Source organism: Paraburkholderia sp. SSBN10T (genome assembly GCF_056619545.1).
Window position 1 is genome coordinate 354,457 of the sequence record NZ_JBWQQI010000001.1, and the last position, 22,317, is coordinate 376,773.

Consider the following 22,317-nt stretch of genomic DNA (forward strand, 5'->3'; position numbering starts at 1 on the left):
CTCACGCCGGCTCGGCTGCTCTCGCGGTCGCAAGGTATTTTCCCTGCCACCAGTCGAGCTTCTCGAAAAAGGCAGGAAGCTGACCTGCGGGGATCGCCTTGCCCAGGAAAAAGCCTTGTGCCAGATCGATTCGTGCACGCTCGATGGCCTTGTATTGGCCGCTTCCTTCCACCCCATCCGCGATGACCGCGACGTCAAGCTGGCGGCCTGCGGCAGCTATCGCGTGGAGCGTCCGCAGGCGCTCTGATTCGTCCAGTCCCATCACATCCCGATCCACCTTGATGAACTCGAAATCGACGGGTAGCGCGGACGCGGTTATCGACGTCCCGGCCCTTACCGCCGACACGGCAATGCGAACCTTATCCTCGCGCAGGCGCGCGACGCTGCCCAGTTGCTGGGACAGATCCTCGGCTTTGACCTGGAACACCAGCCGACTGGTTGTGAAAGACTTCACCGTTGCGACGATGAGGGAAAGGCAGTCTTCGTTTTCGAGGCACGTTTTCCACAAGTTAACCATCAGATACAGCTTGCGTTCATCGGCGAGACGGCTCAGTTCTTTTTCGGCGGTGGAAAGAGTGAAAGCAACGATCTTCCTGGTTGAACGGCGATCGACCAGGTTGTCCATATACCACGCTTCCCCCCGGAGACCGTACGCAACGTTTTTCCAGCGCAACGCCACTTCCAGCCCAATGCATTTGCGGGTACTGGTATAGAAGACAGGCTGATATTCGAGGTGGAACTCCTTACGCCTCAAGCCACGATTGACTGCGCGAGCGAGGATCGCGCGTTCGCTAAACCATCGACAGTAAAGGAGCATGCCGAGCGCGCCGAGCAACGTCAGCAGAGCGAGTGCCAGCACCAGGACGGATACGAACAAAGCCCAGCGGTAGCGGGGCGAGTCCCCTGTTTGGTTCGCATGTTCGGCGCGCTTGCTTATCGGATGGGAACGGCTTTCAGGGGCGGCCCGCTCCGTCCTCTCAGGCATGGACATTCCAGGCAAAGATGCCACCGGCTTTGGCGCGGCGGCGACACTTTCGGTTTCCCGGCTGGCTTCGGGTGGAGAGGGATCTGTTGCGGGCGAAGAGGTGGACAATCCGCCTCCCGGGAAACTCACTTCGGATACGCTCAGGTTCCGGGTGTGGAACGCGCAAGTCGTCGGTGTACCGTTTGCGTGAACAAACTCATGCATTCCGGCATCTCCGAACGGCGCCGGTAGCAGAAACGCGCCCGCTTCGACACATCCACGGCCGGGGAAGGCGACAGACTCAGCGTGTTCTGAATTCGCGATTCTCGTCTCGATTCTCGTCTCTGAAGGGATCAGATAGGAGAAGGTGGCTTCGTCATCGGCATGGCTGGCCGCAGATAAACAGAAAAGAAGACCTGCGACGAAATACTGTGCTTCAGTTTTCATATCCATCAAACCAGGGGCCGAGATGACGTCTCACGTGCCACGAGGCGCTCATTCCACGAATAAAAAAGGCTGGGTTGAACCAGCCAAAAGCTCCGGCCGTTCCGAGGGCGTACCGGAGCTGAGAGAAAGCCAGCGTCACGAATCGACCGGTTTTGCAGCCGGCGCATCGGGAGCGTCGAGGTAATACCCTTGAATCCAGTGCGCACCGGCATCGCGAGCGATCTGGACATCGTCGGCCGTTTCGACACCCTCGATGACGAGGCGCGGCGCGATACAGCGTCCCATCCTGACCAGGCGGTTTAATTCGGCCGTGGTAGAGGTGCCTTGCCGAATGCGCCGCAGAAATGAGCGGTCTACCTTGATGATGTCGGGCTCGCACATACGCGCTGCGTCGGCGGAAAAGCCAGTGCCGAAGTCGTCGATGGCAACCCGGACGCCCAGACCCTTCAGACGCCGGACAAAGGCGCGTCCATCAACCGGCGAGACCGGAGTCGACTCCGTGATTTCCACGACCAACCGGGCCGCCAGATCGGGCTCGGCCGCCAGCTCGAGAAAGAGCGGTTTCCACCAGTGATCGTCTCGCGCACTCTGTGCCGAGACGTTGCAGCCAAGATGCGCGCCGGGCGTCGCCCGGAGCGCATCGAGCGTGCGGCGAAGGACAAAGCAGTCGAACGGGCGCATCAGCGAAAGTCTTTCCAGCGCCGGAATGAAACGGCCTGGTGGCAGGACCTCGTCATCGACCTTCATCCGCACCAGAGTCTCGCGATAAAGGATGTTTGCGGGGACGTCGATAGCGCAAATCACCTCATGCCGGAAGAACAGCCGATCTTCCTCAATGGCGACGAAAACCTCCTGGGCGATCTTGCCGTCAGGGGACTCCGGCGCTTCTGCATCATGGCGCCCGTCGGTGGCCAGATCACCCAGCATCGCAGCCATCCCGCCGTGGTTCGGCACTTCTGGTCAAGCTTTCGATTGCTGACATTCCGCCTCCGGATACGGGCAACAGCACGCGGTCGCCCGTTGCATTTCGCACAATTTTTTACAATTCCTTCAGTCCGTCCCCAGACTCCACAGCACAAAATGGGTCATTTTTGCCAATATGGTCAGACGAATAGGTAATCTTGTCAGGGCGGCCGAAGGCCAAGCCCCGAGCCATTGAATTTGCCGGAAGACAGAAAGGACCTTTTTTGTCAACTGGATGGTGTCGGCGTTGCTGGAAGAACAACAGAACAGGCCGTTTCATTCACCATCAGTTAGGCAAGGGACCATCCTTTCCCGGAAAAAAACACCATGAAAATCGGTTATGCACGCGTTTCCACTCACGAACAAAGCCTGGCTCTGCAACTCGACGCATTGCGTGAGGCCGGCTGCAAAAAGTTCTTCACTGATCACGGGGTATCAGGCACGGAGTTCTGCCGGCGCGGGCTGGATGCCGCACTGTCTGAAGCAAAGGAGGGCGACACGCTTATCGTGTGGCGTCTGGACAGACTTGGGCGGTCGTTGAGCAAACTGGTCGACCTGATTACTCACCTTGAGCGGCGAGGCATCGAGTTCGTTTCGTTGAACGAATCCATCAATACGAGTTCGTCTGGGGGCGTCCTCATCTTCCACATGATGGCCGCGCTCGCGGAGTTCGAACGGAATCTGATCAGCGAGCGGACCCGGGCGGGCATAGCGGCAGCCCGCGCCCGCGGCAGCAAGCTGGGCAGACGGCGGGCGCTTTCGCCGACGCAGCGTGTGCAGGCATTGGAACTACTGCGCTATCAGTCGGCTGCCGAGGTGGCAAACCAGTTCAATGTTCATCCGCGAACCATGCTGCGCCTGAAGGCCGCCGGCGCCTGACGTCATGACGTCATGACGGCAAGCGGCTAAGTCGTATGACCGACGCGGTTCGTCGCTATCCGGGCGAACTGCAATTCGTCCCTGTGGATGGACCCAGGATCTGCACTCAGCGACATCGTGCGGGCAGCAAATGGCGACTCGGAAGCACGTCAGGCCGATTGCCGTCCGTGCCAACCGCTCATAGGCAAAATGCGCCGGGCAGATCCGGGGCGTTTGCCCGGCCGGCCGCTGCTGCGACAGCTCCTCGCGCCCGCGCTACCGTAGGCAATAGCGAGGGCTACGACACGTTCTGAAGTTGCAACGGGTTGTTGCGATCCAACGTCGCGGAGCGGGTGCGATGCGACGTGTCGGCTGCCTGGCTGTCGCCGATCTGAAACACGCTTAGCGCGGTTTCGAGCAATTGCGTCTGCTGTTGCAGTTCTAGCGAGGCGGCCGCGGAGCTTTGCACCAGAATCGCGTTTCGCTGCGTCAATCCGGCGACCTGTCCGACTGCCTCGTTGATCTGTGCGATCTGCGCGCTTTGCCCCTGGCTGGCAAGCGCGATGTCGTGCACCGTATGGGTCAGCCGTGTCACAGCCTGCTCGACGGCGTTCATGGTCTCGCCGGCGCGGGTCGACGCCTGGGAGGCGACCGTTACCGTATCGAGCGAAGTCTCGATCAAGGTCTTGATTTCCTTCGCGGCATCAGCGGCCCTCTGTGCGAGACTGCGCACTTCGGCTGCCACGACGGCAAAGCCGCGCCCGTACTGCCCGGCGCGCGCCGCTTCCACTGACGCGTTGAGCGCGATGATATTCGTCTGGAATGCGATACCGTCGATGACCGAAGTGATGTCACTGATCTTGCGCGAATGGTCGCACACCTGAACCATCACCCCGACGGTCCGGTGCACTTCCTGTGCCGCCGCTTCCGCGGATTCCGCGGTTTCGCGGCCCGTGAGGTTGGCGCGTTGCGCGCCCAGTGCGTTCTGTTCCGCCGTCTCGGTGATTTCAGCCAGGCTTGCGGTGGTTTGCTCGATTGCGCTCGCCTGCTCGTCGGTGCGGTTGGCAAGCTCGGCATTTCCGTCGGCGAACGCGTTGGCCGCGTCGCGAATCACGTCGATCGAAATCTTCGCGTCGATCAGGATACCTACCAGCTTGGCATTCATCTGATTGAGCATGCGACCCAGCGCTCGGGTCTGCGCATCGCCCTGTTCCGGAAAACGCTGCTTGACGTGGCCGCACAATACGCCGATCGCACTGGCATTGAGGGCTCGCAGCGGAGAGAGAATCTTCAGCGAGAGATAGATGCCGCTTGCCATGGCGAGGCTCGTGCCCAGACCCGCCAGAAGCCACGTCTGCCAGAGTGCGGGGAGGCCCGGCAGCAAGATCCGCTGCGTACCGAGTGCCTGCAGCAGCAACACGGCGATCAGGGCGGCCATGATGAGCTACAGACGTAGAATGACCGGCAGGCGCAGCAGCCAGTCGGCCAGGCCGCGAATGCCCGTGCGAACCGGTTCGCCGGCGGCGAGACGCAGGCTGTTGCGTCCGCTGACGCGCAGCTTGGCGTACAGGCGCTCGGCTTGCGCGACCTGTTCCTGCGAGGGTTTCGTGCGCACGGACATGTAGCCCACTTTCCGCCCGGACTCGAAAACCGGCGTGACGTTCGCCACCACCCAGTAGTAGCCGCCGTCCTTACGGCGCTCTTTCACCACACCGGCCCAAGGCTGGTTCTCGCCAATGGTGGCCCACATGTCCCGGAAGACTTCGGCGGGCATGCCGGGATGCTGGGCGATGCTTTGCGGCTCGCCCGTCACCTCCTCGCGCCGGTAGCTGCTGCTCCTGATGAAGGCATCGTTGGCGTACACGATGTGGCCCGCAACGTCGGTACAGGTGATGATGACGTCCTGCTCGGACAATACGTATTCGTCGTCGGTGACTGGAGAGCTTGCTTGCATGTCTGGATCGTGTCGCGAGTGGGGCGCAAAGCGGGTAAGTGGGTAGGGAGGGGCAGTCTGTGCTGGCCGGATCAGATGGCAAGCGCCACGCGCGGCATCGCTTCGGCCGATGACGGGGCTGCTAGCAGGTAGCCTTGGGCCCGGTCGCAGCCGATCTGGCGTAGGAATGCCAACTGAGAAGCGGTCTCGACGCCTTCGGCGACAACCATGATGCCGAGTGACTTCGCCATCGCCACGATCGCCCGCACGATCGTGCCGTCGGCTCCGTCCGATCCTATGCCGGCGAGGAAGGAGCGATCGACCTTCAGCGTGTCGACCGGCAATGCCTGCAAATACCGGAAGGAAGAATAGCCGGTACCGAAGTCGTCGACTGCCAGACTGATGCCGCGCCCTGCCATTTCCTGAAGGAGAGTTTCGATCGTGCCGTGCCCGGCCGTCATCGCCATGCTTTCCACCAGTTCAAACTGAAGACGGTGGGCCGGCAGGCCGGTCTCGCTCAGGATGTTCGCCAGGTCCTGCAGAAAGCCGTCCTGGCGGCATTGCTTGCCCGAGAGGTTGACGGCGATCCGCCCAAAATCGAACCCCTCTTCGAGCCATGCACGCGCCTGACGGCAAGCCTCGCGCAGAACCCATGCGCCAATCGGCACGATCAACGCGGATTCCTCGACAACCGGGATGAACTGGTCGGCGCGGATCAGGCCGCGGCTCGGATGCTGCCAGCGAATCAGCGCTTCCACGTTCGTGACCGCGCCTGTTTGCACGTCGTACTCGGGCTGGTAGTGCAACTGGAACTCGCCGTTAAGCAGCGCGTTGTGCAGTTCGCTCTCCAGCACGATCCGCGCCATGGCGGAGGAGGTCATCTGTGCGGCAAAGAACTGGAAACAGTTCTTGCCGGCGTCCTTGGCTTCATACATTGCCCGGTCCGCCTGCATCAGCAGTTGCCTCGCGTCGGTTCCGTCGTCCGGATACATGCTGATGCCGATACTCGGCGTCACGAATACCGGCTGGCCGCCGATTTCGATCACGCCGCCTATGGAGTTCAACAGCGCCTGGGCGATCTGGCCGACATCGCGAATGTCGCGGATGTCCTCCAGCAGGATCGTGAATTCGTCTCCACCCAGGCGCGCGACGGTATCGGTTTCACGCACAGTCTGTTTGAGACGCCCGGCAATGACCTTGAGCGTTTCATCGCCGATCCCGTGTCCCAACGTATCGTTGATCAGTTTGAAGCGATCGAGATCGACGAACATGACCGCCACCCTCTTTTCAGCACGTCGGGCGCGGGCAATCGCCTGACTCATGCGCTCGCTGAACAGGGTGCGATTGGGCAACGAAGTGAGTGCGTCGTGCGTGGCGAGATAGCTCAGGCGCTCCTCGGTGACGCGGCGTTGCGTAATGTCGGAGAAGATCGCGGCATAATGCGAGCACCTGTCGTCCTGGTCGTAGATGCCGGAGATTGCAAGATACTCGAGATACAGTTCGCCATTCTTGCGGCGATTCCATATTTCACCTTTCCAGTGTCCTGTCTCGCGCAGGCTTGCCCAGAGGTTCTGATAGAACTCGGGAGGCTGGCGGCCCGAGCTCAGCACCCGGGCGTTTCGGCCAATCACTTCGGATTGCGAAAAACCCGTCAGACGGGTAAAGGCGGGGTTGACCCGTTCGATATTGCCGTGCAGGTCGGTGACCATCACGCCGTCGAGCGTGGATTCAAATACCCGATCGGCAAGGCGCAGGTTGTAGCGGGATTTGAATAGCGCCTCGTCGCGCTGACGCAGCGCGATCTGCAGTTCGTGGACGTATTCGTACTCGATGCTGCTTAGAATATCTGACAGGCTTAACAGACCGATTAGCCGCTCCGCGTCGTCCAGCACGCCGATATGCCGAATCCCGTGATCGATCAGATATTGACGCGCCGAAAAAAGACTGCGCGACTGCGCAAGCGAGCGAAGCGGGTAACTGGCGTAGGCGCCTGCGGTGCCCTCGAGCGTCCCGGCCGCGATAAGGCGGACCATGTCGCGCTCGGTAAGAATGCCGTACTCTCCTATAGGGTATCTGATCACAATTGCACTGAGATGCCGCTCGCGCATGAGCTGCCTTATCTCGTGCATAGGCACGTTCGAATCCGCGACAACCGGCATCAACGCATTCGCTGATTCGATCGACTTGACTCTCAGAAAGAACTCCGCGCCCTGGCTCATCACAAGGTCGGTCTGCGTCAAAATCCCCACTGAGCGGCCGGTTTCGTCGGCCACGAGGCAATGACGGATGCTCTGGCTCTTGAAATGCACAGCCGCGTCGCCCAGGCGAGTATGCGCAGGCAGCGACTGGACAGGATGACTCATCAGCGAGCTGATCGGTTGCGACAGGATAGCGGCATCGTCACCGGCGGCCAGCGCATCCCGCTCGGTCCAGATACCGACGGCGTGTTCGCCCTCCATCACGACAATCGCGCTGCAGCGATGCTCCGCCATGAGTCTGGCTGCGTCCGTCACGGCCGTGTCTGGCGGGCATTCAAGCATGGGACCCGAAACCAGTCGTCCAATTTCGACATCCAGCGTGTGATCGGACATAGTTGAATCTGAGTTGCCTGTCAGTCGATTTTTGAGATGCGCTGACTGTATCGGCGACCTGTTGGGCCCACCTTGACCTGGATCAAGGCGAGGCCGGTGCAGGGTGAGCGTTCAGGGCAGGCGGTTCGCTCGGCCTGTCTGTACAGGTGGATGAAATTGCGTACCGTCAATTTCAGAAAGCGACTCATATTCCTGATATTTCGCGAGGATCGCGCGCTGCTCAGCGTCGAGCAAAGTGCGTGCCTCATCAGGATCGGACTGCGCGAGCCCGCTATAGCGAATTTCGTTATAGGCATAGTCTTTGAGCGGGATGCTCGGACGCGGTGAATCGAGGCAGAAGGGATTCAGGCCCACTTCGCGCAGGGCCGGGTTAAAGCGCAGCAGTGGCCAGAAGCCACTGGCTACCGCCAGATCCTGCTGTTTCATACCGTGACGCATGTCGATGCCGTGGGCGATGCAGTGACTGTAGGCGAGAATCAGCGATGGGCCGTCGTACGCTTCAGCTTCACGAAATGCCAGCAACGTCTGTTGTGGATTCGCGCCCATCGCAATCTGCGCCACATAGATGTTCCCGTACGCAATCGCCTGAAGCGCGAGATCCTTGCGCGCCACCCGCTTGCCGGCCGCGGCGAACTTGGCAACGGCCCCAAGCGGCGTGGCTTTGGACGCCTGACCACCGGTGTTCGAATAGACTTCGGTATCGAGCACCAGCACATTGACGTTGCGTCCTGTTGCCAGCACGTGATCGAGGCCGCCGTAATCGATATCGTATGCCCAGCCGTCACCACCCACGATCCAGATGCTGCGGTGCACGAGGTGATCGATCAGGGACAGCAGATCGCGCGCCGCGTCCGTTTCGATGCGGCGCAGCTTGGTCTTCAATTCGGCAACGCGTTGACGCTGCGCGCGGATCTGCGACTCTTCAGTCTGCGGCGCGTCGAGAATCGACTGCACCAGCGCCTCGCCGACCTGCGGCGCTAGCGTGCGCAACAGGGTTTGCGCCATGCCGAGGTGCTTGTCCGCGGCCAGCCGGAATCCGAGGCCGAATTCGGCATTGTCTTCGAACAGCGAGTTCGACCATGCCGGCCCCCGGCCTTCATGGTTCAGTGTCCATGGGGTCACCGGCAGATTGCCGCCGTAAATTGACGAGCATCCCGTTGCGTTCGCGATCTGCGCACGATCGCCGAACAATTGCGACAGCAGCTTGAGATAAGGGGTTTCTCCGCAACCCGCGCAGGCACCGGGGAATTCGAACAATGGCTGCAGGAACTGGACTCCGCGCACGTTTTCAAAGTCGACGCGTGAGCGATCGTTGACGGGTAGCGTTTCAAAAAAAGCGATGTCTGCACGTGCCGCGTCAAGGATCGGCGTTTTCTCAGTCAGATTGATCGCCTTGACATCGGCACGTTGTGGGTCGTGCGCAGGGCATGCCTCGACACACAGGCCGCACCCGGTACAGTCCTCCAGATACACCTCGAGCGTAAAGCGCGCCTCCGGGTAACCACGGGCGTTGACCGGCGCTGACTTGAACGACGCCGGCGCGCCGCTCAGCCTGTCTTCCGTGTAGTAACGCGAGCGGATCACGCTGTGGGGACAGACGAATGCGCATTGACCGCACTGAATGCAGGTTTGCGGGTCCCACTGGGCGACGAGATCCGAGATATTGCGCTTCTCGAAAGCGGCGGTACCCGACGGAAAGGTACCGTCGGCGGGCATCGCGCTGACTGGGATCGTGTCGCCCAGACCGGCGAACATCTTGGCCGTCACGCGCTGAACGAATGCCGGTGCTCCGGCCGGCACGAGCGGCGTCGGCTCGCGAGGGCTGCTCGCCATGAGGGGGACTGGCACTTCGTGCAGACAGCTCAACGCCACGTCGACTGCGGCGTCGTTTTTCTCGACCGTTTCGTTGCCCTTGCGCGCGTACGTCTTGCTGATCGATTCCTTGATGTGATGGAGTGCCTGCTCGCGCGGCAGTACACCTGAAATGGCAAAGAAGCAGGTCTGCAGGACCGTGTTCGTGCGGTTGCCGAGGCCGGCGTTGCGCGCCACCTCCGTGGCATCGATCACGAAGAAGCGCAGCCGCTTGTCGATCAGCGTCTGCTGCACTGAGCGGGGAAGCTGGTCCCAGACCTGTTCCGGTCCGTACGGGCTGTTCAGCAGGAATACGGCCCCCGGGGCGGCGAGGCGCAGCATATCCTGCCGCTCGAGGAAGCCGAACTGGTGACAGGCAACGAATGAGGCCGACCCGATCAGATAGGGTGAGCGAATCGGCTCGCTCCCGAAGCGTAGATGCGACGCTGTTTGCGCACCGGATTTATGCGAGTCGTAGACGAAGTAGCCCTGCGCGTAGAGCCCGGCGTCTTCGGCGATGATTTTCACGGTGTTCTTGTTGGCGCCGACGGTACCGTCGGCTCCCAGTCCGTAGAACACCGCGGTTTTGACGCCCGCCGGTTCGATCGAGAAGCCTGGGTCGTAAGCGAGGCTGGTATGGGACAGGTCGTCGTCGATGCCGACGGTAAAGCTGTTTTTGGGGTTGAGCCGGCTCAATTCGTCGAATACCGCACGGGCCATGGCCGGCGAAAAGTCTTTTGACGAGATGCCGTAGCGCCCGCCGATCACACGCGGCATCGTGCCGGGTCTCTCGCTCGACCAGGCGTTCGCAAGCGTGGAAACCACATCCAGATAGAGCGGCTCGCCCGGCGCGCCAGACTCTTTCGTCTGTTCGATCACGCCGATGGAACGCACGGACGACGGCAGGCAGGCGAGAAAATGCGTGGCTGAGAACGGCCTGTAGAGCCGCACCTGAAGCGCGCCAATTTTCTCGCCCGTTTTGCATAGCGCCTTGACGGTCTCGCGAACCGTCTCTGCACCCGAACCCATCGCGATGACGACACGCTCGGCGTCCGGCGCCCCTTCGTATTCGAACAGCCGATAGCGGCGGCCAGTCAGCGCCGCGAAACGCGCCATCACGGCGTCGACGATTTCCGGCACCCTCGCGTAGTAGGGGTTGGCGGCCTCGCGGGCCTGAAAATACGTATCCGGATTGTGCGCCGTGCCGCGAACGAACGGGTGCTCGGGACTGAGCGCGCGCTCGCGATGCGCGCGTACCAGCGAATCGTCGATCATCGCGCGGATCTGCTCGTCCGGCAGCAGGTCCAGCGTGTTGAGTTCGTGCGAGGTGCGAAAGCCGTCGAAAAAATGCAGGAACGGGATGCGTGCCTCGAGCGTCGCCGCCTGGGCGATCAGGGCTGCATCATGCGCTTCCTGAACCGACGCCGAAGCGAGCAGAGCGAAGCCCGTGGTGCGCGCCGTCATGACATCGGAGTGGTCGCCGAAAATCGACAACGCAGAGGTTGCCAGCGAGCGCGCCGCGACGTGAAAGACCGTGGCCGTCAATTCTCCGGCGATCTTGAACATGTTCGGCAACATCAACAAGAGGCCCTGCGATGCGGTGAACGTCGTGGTGAGCGCGCCGGACTGCAACGCGCCATGAACGGCGCCGGCTGCGCCGCCCTCGCTCTGCATTTCCTGCACGACCGGCACGTTGCCCCAGATGTTGGGGATGCGTCTCGCGGCCCATTCGTCGGCCAGTTCCGCCATCGTCGACGACGGGGTGATCGGGAAGATCGCGCAGACTTCGTTGACGCGATAGGCGACATGGGCCACAGCCGTGTTGCCATCCATGGTCGTTCGATTGCCCACTTTGCTGTTCCTTGTCGGTGAAACGGTTAGCGCGCATCCGACGGGACGGTACGCGACGGTTCTGGAAACATCTCAATGGCATGACACGGACATTGATCGAAGCAGACCGCGCAACCCGTGCAACGGTCGTAGTCGATGCGGTAGCGCCGGCCCGCTCCGAGCCGCTCGATCGCCGTCTCGGGACAGGCCGCGTAGCAGTTGTCGCATTCGAAGCAGTTGCCGCATGACAGACAGCGTTTGGCCTCGTGCACGGCCTCGCGCTCGCTGAGTCCGGCCAGCACCTCGTCGAACGACTGCGCGCGCTGCAAAACCGCGAGTTCCGCCTGACGGCTGGGTTCGGCATCGCTGTAGATAGGCAGCTTGAGCATGTCGAAACCGACCACGGGATGCTTCGGCGCAGACCTGCGCGGTTCGTTGCGCAGCCATGCGTCGATGTGTGCCGCCGCCTTTTTGCCGTGGCCGGTGGCCACGGTTACGCTGCGCTCACCGGGCACGAGATCGCCACCGCCGAAGATGCCCGGTTCGCCCGTCATCATGTCGGGCCCGACGATCATCGTGCCGTCGTCCTGAAACCGGATGGCTGGAATGTTGCGGAGAAATCCGCTGTCGGTGTCCTGGCCGAGCGCGAGTACCACGGAGTCGGCCTGCAAGGTATCGATCTGTCCGGTCGGCTGCGGCCGGCCGTGCTCGTCGATACGCATTCTCTCCACACTCAGGTTGGCGCCGTCGATGGCCTTGATGCTTGTCAACCACTGGATGTTCACGCCTTCGGCGAGTGCTTCGTCCGCTTCGAACGCATGCGCGCTCATGTGCGCGCGATCGCGCCGGTAGACGATCATCGCGTCGGATGCGCCCAGTCGCTTTGCCGTGCGCGCCGCGTCCATTGCCGTATTGCCGCCGCCGTACACGATCACCCGGCGCCCGAGCAATGGCGCTTCCCCGGTTTCAACGTCGTGCAGCAACGACACGGCATCGAGAACCTTGACCGCATCGCGTGCCGGGATGTCGACGTGCCTGGAAAGGTGCGCGCCGATTGCCACGAAGACGGCGTCGAATTTTCCCGCCTGTTTCTCCGTAAGCAGATCCTTCACCTTGTGATTCAACACGATTTTCACGCCGATCTGTTCGATGCGCGCGATTTCGCGCATCAGTACCTCGCGCGGCAGGCGATAGGCTGGAATGCCGAAATGCAGCATGCCGCCGGGCAACGGGCCTGCCTCGTGGATTTCGACGCTATGGCCACGACGCGCCAGATGCCAGGCGGCCGACAGGCCGCCTGGACCCGCTCCGACAATCAGCACGCGCTTGCCGGAGGGCGGCGCATCGGGTGGCACGCTCCAGCCGCCGGCGATCGCCAGGTCGCCGAGAAAGCGCTCGACGGCATGGATGTTGATCGCGCTATCCAGCTCGCCGCGGTTGCAATGCGACTCGCACGGGTGGTAGCAGACGCGGCCGTGCACGGCCGGCATCGGATTGTCGCGGATCAGCGTTTCCCACGCCGCGTGGAAGTCGCCGGCCTGTGCATGGGCGAGCCACGCCTGGATGTTTTCGCCCGCGGGGCAGGCCGCATTGCACGGCGGCAACAGGTCCACGTAGACAGGACGTTGAGAACGCGAGGGCCCGGTGCCTGTGCCGCGCATCAGGTCGACCGTCGGCGTCATATCGGCGGGCTTTGGATGGCTCATCTCAATGCTCCACGGTCGGGTTCGGCGTGGGTAACGGGGGATCGATGCGCGCGTCCGGCCGGCGCTTGACTGCGCTGCCCGTTTCTTGCAGAAACAGCGCCAGGAGGATCGCCACGGCAATGCCCGCAATACCGACGCTGCCGGCCTTCTGGAAGACCGGCAGGGCGAGCGCTGCCCCGCCCGAGATTTTTGTCAGCAGCCAGCCGTAGGTGGGGGCCATCAGTGCACTGAACGTAAACACCAGAAAGTTGATCGCACCCGTCGCGCTGCCCTTTACATGGTCGGGATTGACTTCCTTTATGACCGTGTAGGGAATCATCGCGGCGCCCGAGCCAAATCCGAGCACCATGCCCAGCAGGTAAGGCGGCGCGCTATTGGGCGGCAGGTAGAGAATGGCCACGGTCGAGGCCAGCATCACGAGCGCTCCGGCGATGAGAACCGGCTTGCGCCGGCCGATGCGGTCGGCGATGTAGCCGAGCACCGGGCAACCGATCACCCAGCCGAGCGGCACCATCGACGCCCGATTGACGGCGTGCGCGTAATCGACGTGCCAGCCGTCGCGCAAAAAGGCGACGCCCCAGATCATGTCGCCGACGGTCGTGGGCAGGAACAATAGTCCTGCCGTGAAGCCGCATAAATACGATTGAGGGTTGCTCAAGACGGTCTTGTAGGGTGTCAATACCGACCAGATCGACGCTTCGTTTTCTGTGCGCGCATCGCGATCGCGGGGTGTCATGAACAGGATGAGCACCGCAACCACAACGCCTGCCGCGCCTGCAAAGAGCCAGAATTGCTGCCAGGTGATGCCGCCGTGAATCAACGGCGCCACGAGGAACTGGCCCGCCGATCCGCCCAGCATGCCGAAGCATTGCGTGAAGCCGACGGCGGTGGCCAGATAGCGGGGTGGAAAACCGTGCGTGGCCAGGTACACCGCGCCCGTAAAGGCGAACGCCCCGCCTGCGCCCTGCAGCAGCCTGCCGGCTCCTGCGACATCGACGAGGCCCACCCCGAACAGTGCCGCACCGCTTGCCAGCATGATCACGCCGAGCGGAATGACATACTTTGCGCCATAGCGATCGAGCGACGCACCGGCGACAAGTGAGAACAGGGAGTAGGTGTAGTAATACAGGCCGACCAGCGAACTGACACCGAGCGCGGAGAGCGTGAATGCCTGGGTTAGCTCGGACACCATGACGCCCGGTGCTGAGCGCAATGCGTACTGTCCGAAATAGAAGACCAGACAGAATATCCAGGCGACAACGAAGGCAGGGTGAAAACCCCGGACGGAAAGAGACGAACGGTCTGCTGGCATAGCAGGCTCCAGGTCGAGGCGACGTCGAAATCTTGTTCTCAGGATCGCGACCGGCCAATGATTCAGATCAATTCCAGCGACCTTTCGCTCTACGCCCGGTATTTCGCGGTCGCAGTCACAAGCGCAACGCAATGTCGTGCTAGAAACCGCCGGCGCTGCACAAGGTTGCAGGTCAGGTCTGCACTGCCGTCTGGCCGCCATCGGCCCCGTGCCGGACCAGCAGTACCGGCACAGCCGCGATCTTGACGAAGGACTCCGCCACGCTGCCGACAAGCACGCGCCGAATGCCACGGCGACCGTGGGTGCCCATCACGACCAGATCTGCTTCGTATTCCTTCGCAGCACGGGCAAGTGCCTCCGCGATGTTCTCGCCGGACGCGTCGATCAGTCGTGTGTCACCGTGGAGCCCCAGCTCGTCGAAGCGCCGACGCGCCCGCGCCAGCGCTTCGTTACCGGCCCGAACGCCGGCTTCGTCGAGCAGCGGCTCGTCACCGGACCCGACATTCAGATCCTCGAGCGGCATGGCGTGCCGAACCACATACACGGCGTCGACAAACGCAGCCGAGGACTGTGCGATTTTCAGCGCTTCGTCCAGCGCGAGTTGAGCACATCGACTGCCGTCGATTGCCACGAGTATCCGTCTGTACATCATGGCCTGCTGCTCCTGTTCCGCCTTGATCGAATGTTGCGACGCCGGCCTCGCTACATCCTGATTGGGCTCGCCGCTCATGCTGCCGCGTTGGGCAACACGTTCCCGTTCGACGCGCTCGGTGACATCCCGTGCGATCGCCACCGAGCCGAGCGGCTTGCCGTCCGGGGACTTCACCAGTGCGAACGTCATTTCGACGTACAGCTTGCGTCCGCCTTTGTGTGTCGCACGGGTCAACGTCGCACGTCCCTGCAGTTTCGTCGTGCCGTTCGCCATTGCGAGCTCGAAACCGCGCCAGTGTGCGCTACGAAGATGCTCAGGGATGATCAGATCGAGGCTGTGGCCGATGGCTTCGTTCGCGCTGTAGCCGAACAGGCTTTCGGCGGCCCGGTTCCAGCGTGCGATCGTTCCCGAACTGTCCGCGTAAATGACAGCGTCGGAGGTCTGTTCGATGATCGCTTCTGCCAGTACGAATTGGTCGTTCATGGTGTGGTTCCCCGGTGATTGCTTTAAAACAGGATGAAGCCGCGCACATGCCGCTTCATCGCTGCAAAGCGTGATCAGCTTGCCGTGCTGGCGCCGCCGCGCCGCGTCAGCGCCAGATCGCCCACCAGCAACGCCAGCATGACGGCGGGGACGAGAAGCGGCAGCCGAAACCAGCTTGCGGCGGTAGCGCCGGCGCCTGCACCGATGCTGTAAGTGAGCCATGCGAGTCCCGGCATCAGGACCTCCTTCAGTTCGGGGACCTTGGCGGTCGACGGCGTCGAGCCGGGTCGCGACAGATAACGGCCGACCAGCGCGTCGGAGAATTTCACCATGTTGTTCGTCACGACAATCGTCTGCAGCGAGACGCCGCCGAACCGGGAGAGCGTTTCGCCCTGCATCGCCATCGCCAAGGCGAGCAGCGGCAATTCGATGCCGGTCCGCCAGGGCGTGTACAGGCGAACGGCGCTGGCGACGAGCAGGATGGCGGCCATCAGCATCAGTTCGATCGGCGGCCAGCGCAGGTGTCGCTTGATCAGACTGGAGATGATGCCGCCGATGAAGAACATGCCGACCGCGAAGCCGATCGTGCCGAATCGCGCCCACTGGGCCTTGGCGAGCGTCAAACCGAGTTGCACGGTATTGCCGGTCATGATGCCCGGATAAATTCCACCGACGTCCATGAAGCCGATGACTTCCACATAGCCCGCGATGATCGACAGTGCCGCGATGCGTCGAAGGAGGGCCGATAGCGAGCGTTCCGGGGACGCCTGGAGCGCGGCATTCATAACGCATCCTTTGCCTCGCGCACGGCGCGAGAGATGCGATCGTGCGCCTGCAAGGCCGTCGCGAACTCCTTGCGCAACGCCTCGCCGTGCTGGTCGAGCGCCGGTGCGCCGGCGCGCACCGGCGGATCGTCGTAGCCGCTGATCTTCACCGGGTTGCCGGGCATCTGCAGGCCGCCGGCCTCGATCAGCATGTTGCGCGCCCGGGTTTGCGGGAGTTGCGCGGCTTCCGCAACATTCAGCAAGGGCGCCACCGGCACGCCGGCCTCGTGAATCACCTGGAGCCAGTGTTCCGCGGTCTGTGTGCTCAAGGTTGCCTGCAAGTCGCTTTTCAGCTCGGCCTGATGCGCGACCCGGCCGGCGTTGGAGAGAAAGCGCGCATCGCTGGCGATTTCGGGGCGCTCGATGGCGGCGCACAACTGCCTGAACAGGTGGTCGTTGCCGCAGCAGATGACAAAGGACTTGTCCGATGCTTCGAAGACGTCGAACGGCGCCATGAACGGATGACGATTGCCGATCCTGGCCGGCGCTGCGCCGGTCGCGACATACGACATGAAGCCGTGTTCGAGGAACGCCAGCGTCGCATCGAACATCGCGACGTCGACATGTGCCCCTTTGCCGGTTTTTTCGCGTGCGTAAAGCGCGCTCGCGATGCCGCTAAACATGAATACGCCGCCGCACAGATCCGACAACGAGGTGCCGACCCGGGTCGGTGGGCCGTCGGCAAAGCCCGTCTCGTCCATGATGCCGCTCATCGCCTGGACGATCGTGTCATAGGCGGGGAACGCGGCAAGCGGGCCGGTCTGGCCAAAGCCGGATGACGACGCATAGATCAGGCGCGGGTTGATCTCCGCGAGTTCCTCGTATGAGAAGCCGAGGTGTTGCATCGTGCCGGGCCGGAAGTTCTCGGCCAGCACGTCGGCCTGCCGGACCATGTTCAGGAAAATCTCGCGGTCGGCCGGCTCTTTCAGATTCAGCACGACGCTCTCCTTACCCCGGTTCACGAAGCTGAAGTAGAGCGACTGGTCGCCGACGAACGGGCCATAGGTGCGCGTGTCGTCGCCGTGACCGGGCGGCTCGATCTTGATCACGCGCGCCCCGAGGTCGGTCAGGATCGTCGTGCCGAATGGGCCATTGAGAACATGCGTCAGATCGAGAACGAGCAGACCGGAGAACGGTCCGCGGCGTTTTTCGTTGTGCGTGGATGACATGCCTGGCTACCTCGTGGAGTCGTTGCGTTGTGGTTCGCCGGCGTGGCTCGCGGCACTTTGCGGATTGAGCTTCTTCAGATGGCCGCTTTCGGTGCCGGTGGCCGGATCGATCACGCAGTTGATCAGCGCCGGCTGCCCTGACGCGATCGCTTCGCCGAGCGCCTTCGCGAGGCTCTGCGGATCGGTGACGTAGTGGCCGGCGCCGCCGAACGCCTCGATCAGCTTCTCGTAGCGTGCGCTTTTCATCAGCACGGTCGGCGCGACGTCGGCGCCGCCGCTGCGGTTGACGTCGTCACCGCGGTAGATGCCGCCGTTGTTGAAGACGACGATCACGACCGGCAGCCGGTAGCGGCAGATCGTCTCGATCTCCATGCCGCTGAAACCGAATGCGCTATCGCCTTCGATCGCCACGACCGGCTTGCCGCTGACGGTCGCCGCGCCGATTGCATAGCCCATGCCGATGCCCATCACGCCCCAGGTGCCGGCGTCGAGACGCTTGCGCGGCACGCGCATGTCGATGATGTTGCGGCCGAAGTCGAGCGTGTTCGCGCCTTCGTTGACGACATACACCTCCGGCCGCTCGGCGAGCACGTCGCGGATCGCGCGCAGTGCGCTATAGAAGTCCATCGGGTTGGGGGCGGCCGCGAGATGCGCGGCCATGCGTTCGGCGTTGTGCTGTTTGTTGGCGGCGATCGCATCGAGCCACGCGGCGTCCGGCCGGATCTGGCCGGGTGTCGTGCCGGCCAGCAGCGCCGCGACGGACGAACCGATATCGCCGACCACCGGCGCTGCAATCGGCTGATTGCTGTCGATTTCCGTCGGACTGATATCGAGCTGGATGAAACGCGCCGCCGCCGACCACTGCGGCGCCTTGCCGTGCCCCAGCAGCCAGTTCAGCCGCGCGCCGATCAGCACCACGACGTCCGCCTGGGCAAGCACCAGCGAGCGGGCCGCGGCTGCCGATTGCGGATGATCGTCGGGTAGCAGGCCCTTTGCCATCGACATCGGCAGAAACGGTATGCCGGTCGTCTCGATGAAGGCGCGGATTGCGTCGTCGGCCTGCGCATAGGCGGCGCCCTTGCCGAGAATCACAAGCGGCCGTTGCGCGTGCTCGAGCAGCTCGAGTGCGCGGTTCACCGATTCGCGCGATGGAATCTGCCGGGGCGCTGCGTCGACCACCCGTACCAGCGAACGCGCAGCCGTCTGCTCGTCGAGGGCCGCGCGCAGCACCTCGGCGGGCAGATCGAGATAAACGCCGCCAGGGCGCCCGGACACCGCGGCGCGGATCGCACGGGCAATGGCGATGCCGATGTCCTCGGGCCGGTTGACGCGGAACGCGGCCTTCGCGTACGGCTTCGCCGCATTCATCTGGTCGAGTTCCTCGTAGTCGCCTTGCTGCAGATCGACGATGGCCCGGTCGCTGGACCCGCTGATCAGGATCATCGGGAAACAGTTCGTTGTCGCGTTCGCCAGCGCGACCATGCCGTTGAGGAAGCCTGGCGCGGAGACGGTGAGGCAGATCCCAGGCTTTTGCGTCAGATAGCCTGCGATCGCGGCGGCATTGCCGGCCGACTGCTCATGCCGGAAGCCGACGTACCGTATGCCCTCGGCTTGCGCGAGGCGGGCGAGGTCGGTGATCGGAATGCCGACTACGCCGTAGATCGTGTCGATCCCGTTGAGCTTCAGCGCATCGACGACAAGATGAAAACCGTCGGTCAAGACGGGCGGTGCGGATTCGATAGTCATCGTTGAGTACCTTGCGAGGGTTGCATGGTTGCGTGCGGTGCAGGGACGCTTAGACGACCTTCGCTTCGCGCAGCTTGTCGACCTGTGCCTGGCTGTAGCCGAGGCCCGCGAGTACCTCGTCGGTGTGCTCGCCGAGCAGCGGCGAGCCGACGATCTCGGGCGTGAAGTCGGAGAACTTGATGGGGCTGCCGACGGTGAGGTAGGTGCCGCGCTTCTTTTGCTGAACTTCAACGACGGTGCCGCTGGCGCGCAAGGCCGCGTCATTGGCAATTTCCTTCATGCTCAGCACCGGCGAGCAGGGCACGTCGAACTTGCGCAGGATCTCGACTGCCTCGAATTTGGTTTTGTCGGCAAGCCACTTCTCGATATCGGCGAAAATCTCGAAGATGTGCGACTGACGCGCATGGGCGGTGGCGTAGGCCGGATCGTTGCTCCATTCCGGCTTGCCTATCGCCTGGCAGGTCGGCCCCCAGTCCTGTTCCTGGATCGTGAAGTAGATGTACGCGTTCGGATCGGTCTCCCAGCCCTTGCACTTGAGGACCCAGCCGGGTTGCCCGCCGCCGCCCGCATTGCCGCCACGCGGGACGACGTCGCTGAAGGTGCCGTTCGGATACTGCGGGTATTCCTCCAGATAGCCGACCCGTTCGAGCCGTTGCTGGTCGCGCAGCTTGACGCGGCACAGGTTCAGCACGGCGTCCTGCATCGACACGGATACCTTCTGGCCCTTGCCGGTTTTTTCGCGCCCGATCAAGGCGGTCAGGATGCCGATTGCGAGGTGCATGCCGGTGTTGCTGTCGCCGAGCGCGGCCGCGCTGATGGTCGGCGGGCCGTCCCAGAAGCCGGTCGTCGATGCGGCGCCGCCCGCGCATTGCGCGACGTTCTCATAGACCTTGATGTCGGAATACGGCGAGTTCTCGTTGAAGCCCTTCACCGAACCGAAGATGAGGCGCGGGTTGAGTGCCTGGATGTGTTCCCAGGTGAAGCCCATCCGATCCATCGCACCGGGTCCGAAATTTTCGACCAGCACGTCGGCGTCCCGGATCAGTTGCTCCATGATCGCCTTGCCTTCGGGGGTTTTCGTGTTGAGTTCCAGCGACTTCTTGTTGCTGTTGAGCATGGTGAAATAGAGCGCATCGAGATCCGGAATGTCCCGCAATTGACGTCGTGTGACGTCACCCACGCCGGGGCGCTCTACCTTCAGAACTTCGGCGCCGAACCATGCCAATAACTGGGTGCAGGCGGGACCGGCTTGTACACCGGTAAAGTCGATAACCTTGATTCCCTTCAGCGGTAAATTCATGATGGCCTCTCCAATACGGGGCGATAAAACGGTTGATTGTCGAACGGCACGGGCTTTGGACGTGCGCAAGCGCAAAAGCGGAACGATTGCTTCAACGAGGCTGCGCACTGTCTGGATGGCCTGTCCGGCCAGGCGGGCGCTGTTTCAGCCGGCGCCGGTGAATCTGGACCTACTCTAAGTCTGTCGATACCCGGCTTAAATGATCTGGATCAACGAATGAAGGGGAGCGGTCTTTTGTATTGGAATTTGAAATGATTGGTAATAAAGGCCGCTGATTTTTTATTGGATTTTTGGAGTTTTTTTGAATCGCAGATCCATGATTAAAATGAATCTCGTCATAAAGAAGAAAACTGAATCGGACTGCTGATCTATATGCCAGCTATCGCCGCCTGAGGCCCGCTGTGATCTTCAACGCGCTTTACCCCGGGAATGGCTTGCGCAGCCGCGCGCACTGCCCGGACCTACACGCGGGCGAGACCATTCATATCGAGAATTCTGATCTGCTTGCCGTGGGTATCGATGAGTCCGTCTTTCTGGAGCTTCGATAACATGCGGCTGACGGTTTCGAGTTTCAGGCCGAGGTAGCTGCCGATCTCCTCGCGCGTCATGCGCAGATGAAACTCGGCCGGCGAGTAGCCGCGCGACTTGAGCTTGCCCGACATGTTCAGCAGAAACGTGGCGACCCGCTGGTCGGCGGACATCGTGCCGAGCAGCATCATGAGGGTCGCCTCACGCACGATCTCGCTGCCCATCAGTCGATGCACATGCTGCTGCACCGCCTTGACGTCGCGGCACATGACCTCGAGAAGATGGAACGGGATGATGCAGACCTTGCTGTCCTCGATGGCGAGCGCGTCGCAGCTATGCCGCCCTGAGCAGATGCCGTCGAGACCGAGTACGTCGCCGGCCAGATGGAAACCGGTGACGTGTTCGCGGCCGTCGCGATGCATCACGACCGTTTTGAAGGAACCCGCGCGAACCGCGTAGATGCTCTGGAACGAGTCGTCTGCGCGGAACAGCGATTCACCGCTTTTTATCGTCCGCGAAGGGCAGATCAGCGCCTCGATCCGCTCGGTCTCGGCCGGCGTCAGACCTTCCGGTATGCAGAAGGCGTGCATCGCGCAACTCGAGCAATTGGCGCCGGTGCGCTTCAGTGCGGGCGTCACAGGAGAGGCGGTTGCAGGCGAGGACAACGGGGCTCGCGCGCGGGTCCGGGTTTCGGAATAGTCGGCAACTTCAGACATGATGTGCTCCCAGAGAATGGAGACCACGTGCGCAGCGCGCGTGGGCAATCCGCTTGATCGTGTTGCAGGCAAGCTCGAATTCGCTCGTTTTGTCGAAGAAATACTGTGCGCCGTTGGCGAGGCACGCCTGGCGGAACCCGTTGCCCGAATGATTGGTCAGCACGATCGTGATTACCGCAGACCTGCTTTGCGCGAGACCACGCAGCAGTTCCATGCCGGTGCCGCCGGTCAGGTGCAGATCCATGACCACGACATCGGCGTCGGTCGTGCCGATGCCGTCGAGCGCTGGGCCGGGTTCCTCGGCAACGCCCACGATCTCGACGCCTTCGATCGCGGCGAAGCGCGCCGCCATCCGTGTTCTGATCGAAATCGTGTCCTCGACGAGGAAGACGCGCAAGGCTGGCAGTGGCGGGCTTGAGTTCATGGCTCGAAGTATCGGCCGCG

The 22,317-nt window shown here is 62.4% G+C and carries 16 protein-coding genes; 1 reads left to right on the top strand and 15 read right to left on the bottom strand.

The features are described 5' to 3' along the window. Position 1 precedes the first annotated feature (1 nt). Entirely contained in the window at positions 2 to 1,411 is a 1,410-nt protein-coding gene (locus tag AC1ECK_RS01645; protein ID WP_480315193.1) for an EAL domain-containing protein, read from the bottom strand. Positions 1,412 to 1,546: 135 nt separating this feature from the next. Next, positions 1,547 to 2,338, bottom strand: a complete 792-nt coding sequence (locus tag AC1ECK_RS01650; RefSeq protein WP_480315194.1) for an EAL domain-containing protein — start codon at positions 2,336 to 2,338, stop codon at positions 1,547 to 1,549. A gap of 363 nt (positions 2,339 to 2,701) precedes the next feature. Here AC1ECK_RS01650 and AC1ECK_RS01655 point away from each other — a divergent pair, with 363 nt between their 5' ends. Beyond that, entirely contained in the window at positions 2,702 to 3,253 is a 552-nt protein-coding gene (locus AC1ECK_RS01655) for a recombinase family protein (protein WP_480315195.1), read from the top strand. A gap of 277 nt (positions 3,254 to 3,530) precedes the next feature. Here the strand turns inward: AC1ECK_RS01655 and AC1ECK_RS01660 are convergent, their stop codons facing one another. From AC1ECK_RS01660 to AC1ECK_RS01720, 13 genes are all read right to left on the bottom strand, one after another. Further along, on the bottom strand, positions 3,531 to 4,670 hold the full coding sequence (locus AC1ECK_RS01660) for a methyl-accepting chemotaxis protein (RefSeq protein WP_480315196.1): 1,140 nt from the start codon (positions 4,668 to 4,670) through the stop codon (positions 3,531 to 3,533). Between the two features lie 6 nt (positions 4,671 to 4,676). After that, positions 4,677 to 5,186, bottom strand: a complete 510-nt coding sequence (locus tag AC1ECK_RS01665; RefSeq protein WP_480315197.1) for a PAS domain-containing protein — start codon at positions 5,184 to 5,186, stop codon at positions 4,677 to 4,679. Positions 5,187 to 5,257: 71 nt separating this feature from the next. Continuing rightward, positions 5,258 to 7,756, bottom strand: coding sequence for an EAL domain-containing protein (locus AC1ECK_RS01670; protein ID WP_480315198.1), 2,499 nt, complete (start codon positions 7,754 to 7,756; stop codon positions 5,258 to 5,260). 111 nt (positions 7,757 to 7,867) lie between these two features. Beyond that, a complete protein-coding gene (gene nifJ, locus AC1ECK_RS01675) occupies positions 7,868 to 11,440 on the bottom strand; it encodes a pyruvate:ferredoxin (flavodoxin) oxidoreductase (protein WP_480315199.1) in 3,573 nt (1,190 codons plus the stop codon). Between the two features lie 44 nt (positions 11,441 to 11,484). Continuing rightward, entirely contained in the window at positions 11,485 to 13,143 is a 1,659-nt protein-coding gene (locus AC1ECK_RS01680) for an NAD(P)-binding protein (protein ID WP_480315200.1), read from the bottom strand. A gap of 1 nt (position 13,144) precedes the next feature. After that, positions 13,145 to 14,455: an MFS transporter gene (locus AC1ECK_RS01685; protein WP_480315202.1), complete on the bottom strand. Its 1,311-nt coding sequence runs from the start codon at positions 14,453 to 14,455 to the stop codon at positions 13,145 to 13,147. A gap of 172 nt (positions 14,456 to 14,627) precedes the next feature. After that, a complete protein-coding gene (locus AC1ECK_RS01690) occupies positions 14,628 to 15,590 on the bottom strand; it encodes a universal stress protein (protein ID WP_480315204.1) in 963 nt (320 codons plus the stop codon). Between the two features lie 74 nt (positions 15,591 to 15,664). Further along, positions 15,665 to 16,375, bottom strand: coding sequence for a YoaK family protein (locus tag AC1ECK_RS01695; protein ID WP_480315206.1), 711 nt, complete (start codon positions 16,373 to 16,375; stop codon positions 15,665 to 15,667). After that, on the bottom strand, positions 16,372 to 17,583 hold the full coding sequence (gene yfdE, locus AC1ECK_RS01700) for a CoA:oxalate CoA-transferase (RefSeq protein ID WP_480315208.1): 1,212 nt from the start codon (positions 17,581 to 17,583) through the stop codon (positions 16,372 to 16,374). Before yfdE ends, AC1ECK_RS01695 begins: the two co-directional genes overlap by 4 nt. A 6-nt stretch (positions 17,584 to 17,589) precedes the next feature. After that, positions 17,590 to 19,329 (bottom strand): oxalyl-CoA decarboxylase, encoded by a 1,740-nt coding sequence (gene oxc / locus AC1ECK_RS01705; protein ID WP_480315210.1) that lies wholly within the window; start codon positions 19,327 to 19,329, stop codon positions 17,590 to 17,592. A gap of 49 nt (positions 19,330 to 19,378) precedes the next feature. Beyond that, positions 19,379 to 20,629, bottom strand: coding sequence for a formyl-CoA transferase (frc, locus tag AC1ECK_RS01710; protein ID WP_480315212.1), 1,251 nt, complete (start codon positions 20,627 to 20,629; stop codon positions 19,379 to 19,381). Between the two features lie 461 nt (positions 20,630 to 21,090). Continuing rightward, the gene (locus tag AC1ECK_RS01715; protein WP_480315214.1) at positions 21,091 to 21,873 is read right to left on the bottom strand and encodes a helix-turn-helix domain-containing protein; all 783 of its coding nucleotides are present in this window, start codon (positions 21,871 to 21,873) and stop codon (positions 21,091 to 21,093) included. Further along, positions 21,866 to 22,297: a response regulator gene (locus AC1ECK_RS01720; protein WP_480315216.1), complete on the bottom strand. Its 432-nt coding sequence runs from the start codon at positions 22,295 to 22,297 to the stop codon at positions 21,866 to 21,868. The genes AC1ECK_RS01715 and AC1ECK_RS01720 overlap by 8 nt, the downstream gene beginning before the upstream one ends. Positions 22,298 to 22,317: the final 20 nt, after the last annotated feature.

Excerpts from the sequence above, each read along its gene's own strand:
- AC1ECK_RS01650 (WP_480315194.1), bottom strand. The coding sequence starts at position 2,338 with ATGCTGGGTGATCTGGCCACCGACGGGCGCCATGATGCAGAAGCGCCG.
- AC1ECK_RS01680 (WP_480315200.1), bottom strand. The coding sequence starts at position 13,143 with ATGAGCCATCCAAAGCCCGCCGATATGACGCCGACGGTCGACCTGATG.
- yfdE (WP_480315208.1), bottom strand. The coding sequence starts at position 17,583 with ATGTCATCCACGCACAACGAAAAACGCCGCGGACCGTTCTCCGGTCTG.
- nifJ (WP_480315199.1), bottom strand. The coding sequence starts at position 11,440 with ATGGATGGCAACACGGCTGTGGCCCATGTCGCCTATCGCGTCAACGAA.
- AC1ECK_RS01670 (WP_480315198.1), bottom strand. The coding sequence starts at position 7,756 with ATGTCCGATCACACGCTGGATGTCGAAATTGGACGACTGGTTTCGGGT.
- AC1ECK_RS01685 (WP_480315202.1), bottom strand. The coding sequence starts at position 14,455 with ATGCCAGCAGACCGTTCGTCTCTTTCCGTCCGGGGTTTTCACCCTGCC.
- AC1ECK_RS01695 (WP_480315206.1), bottom strand. The coding sequence starts at position 16,375 with ATGAATGCCGCGCTCCAGGCGTCCCCGGAACGCTCGCTATCGGCCCTC.
- oxc (WP_480315210.1), bottom strand. The coding sequence starts at position 19,329 with ATGACTATCGAATCCGCACCGCCCGTCTTGACCGACGGTTTTCATCTT.
- AC1ECK_RS01690 (WP_480315204.1), bottom strand. The coding sequence starts at position 15,590 with ATGAACGACCAATTCGTACTGGCAGAAGCGATCATCGAACAGACCTCC.
- AC1ECK_RS01720 (WP_480315216.1), bottom strand. The coding sequence starts at position 22,297 with ATGAACTCAAGCCCGCCACTGCCAGCCTTGCGCGTCTTCCTCGTCGAG.
- AC1ECK_RS01665 (WP_480315197.1), bottom strand. The coding sequence starts at position 5,186 with ATGCAAGCAAGCTCTCCAGTCACCGACGACGAATACGTATTGTCCGAG.
- AC1ECK_RS01645 (WP_480315193.1), bottom strand. The coding sequence starts at position 1,411 with ATGAAAACTGAAGCACAGTATTTCGTCGCAGGTCTTCTTTTCTGTTTA.
- AC1ECK_RS01715 (WP_480315214.1), bottom strand. The coding sequence starts at position 21,873 with ATGTCTGAAGTTGCCGACTATTCCGAAACCCGGACCCGCGCGCGAGCC.
- AC1ECK_RS01660 (WP_480315196.1), bottom strand. The coding sequence starts at position 4,670 with ATGGCCGCCCTGATCGCCGTGTTGCTGCTGCAGGCACTCGGTACGCAG.
- AC1ECK_RS01655 (WP_480315195.1), top strand. The coding sequence starts at position 2,702 with ATGAAAATCGGTTATGCACGCGTTTCCACTCACGAACAAAGCCTGGCT.
- frc (WP_480315212.1), bottom strand. The coding sequence starts at position 20,629 with ATGAATTTACCGCTGAAGGGAATCAAGGTTATCGACTTTACCGGTGTA.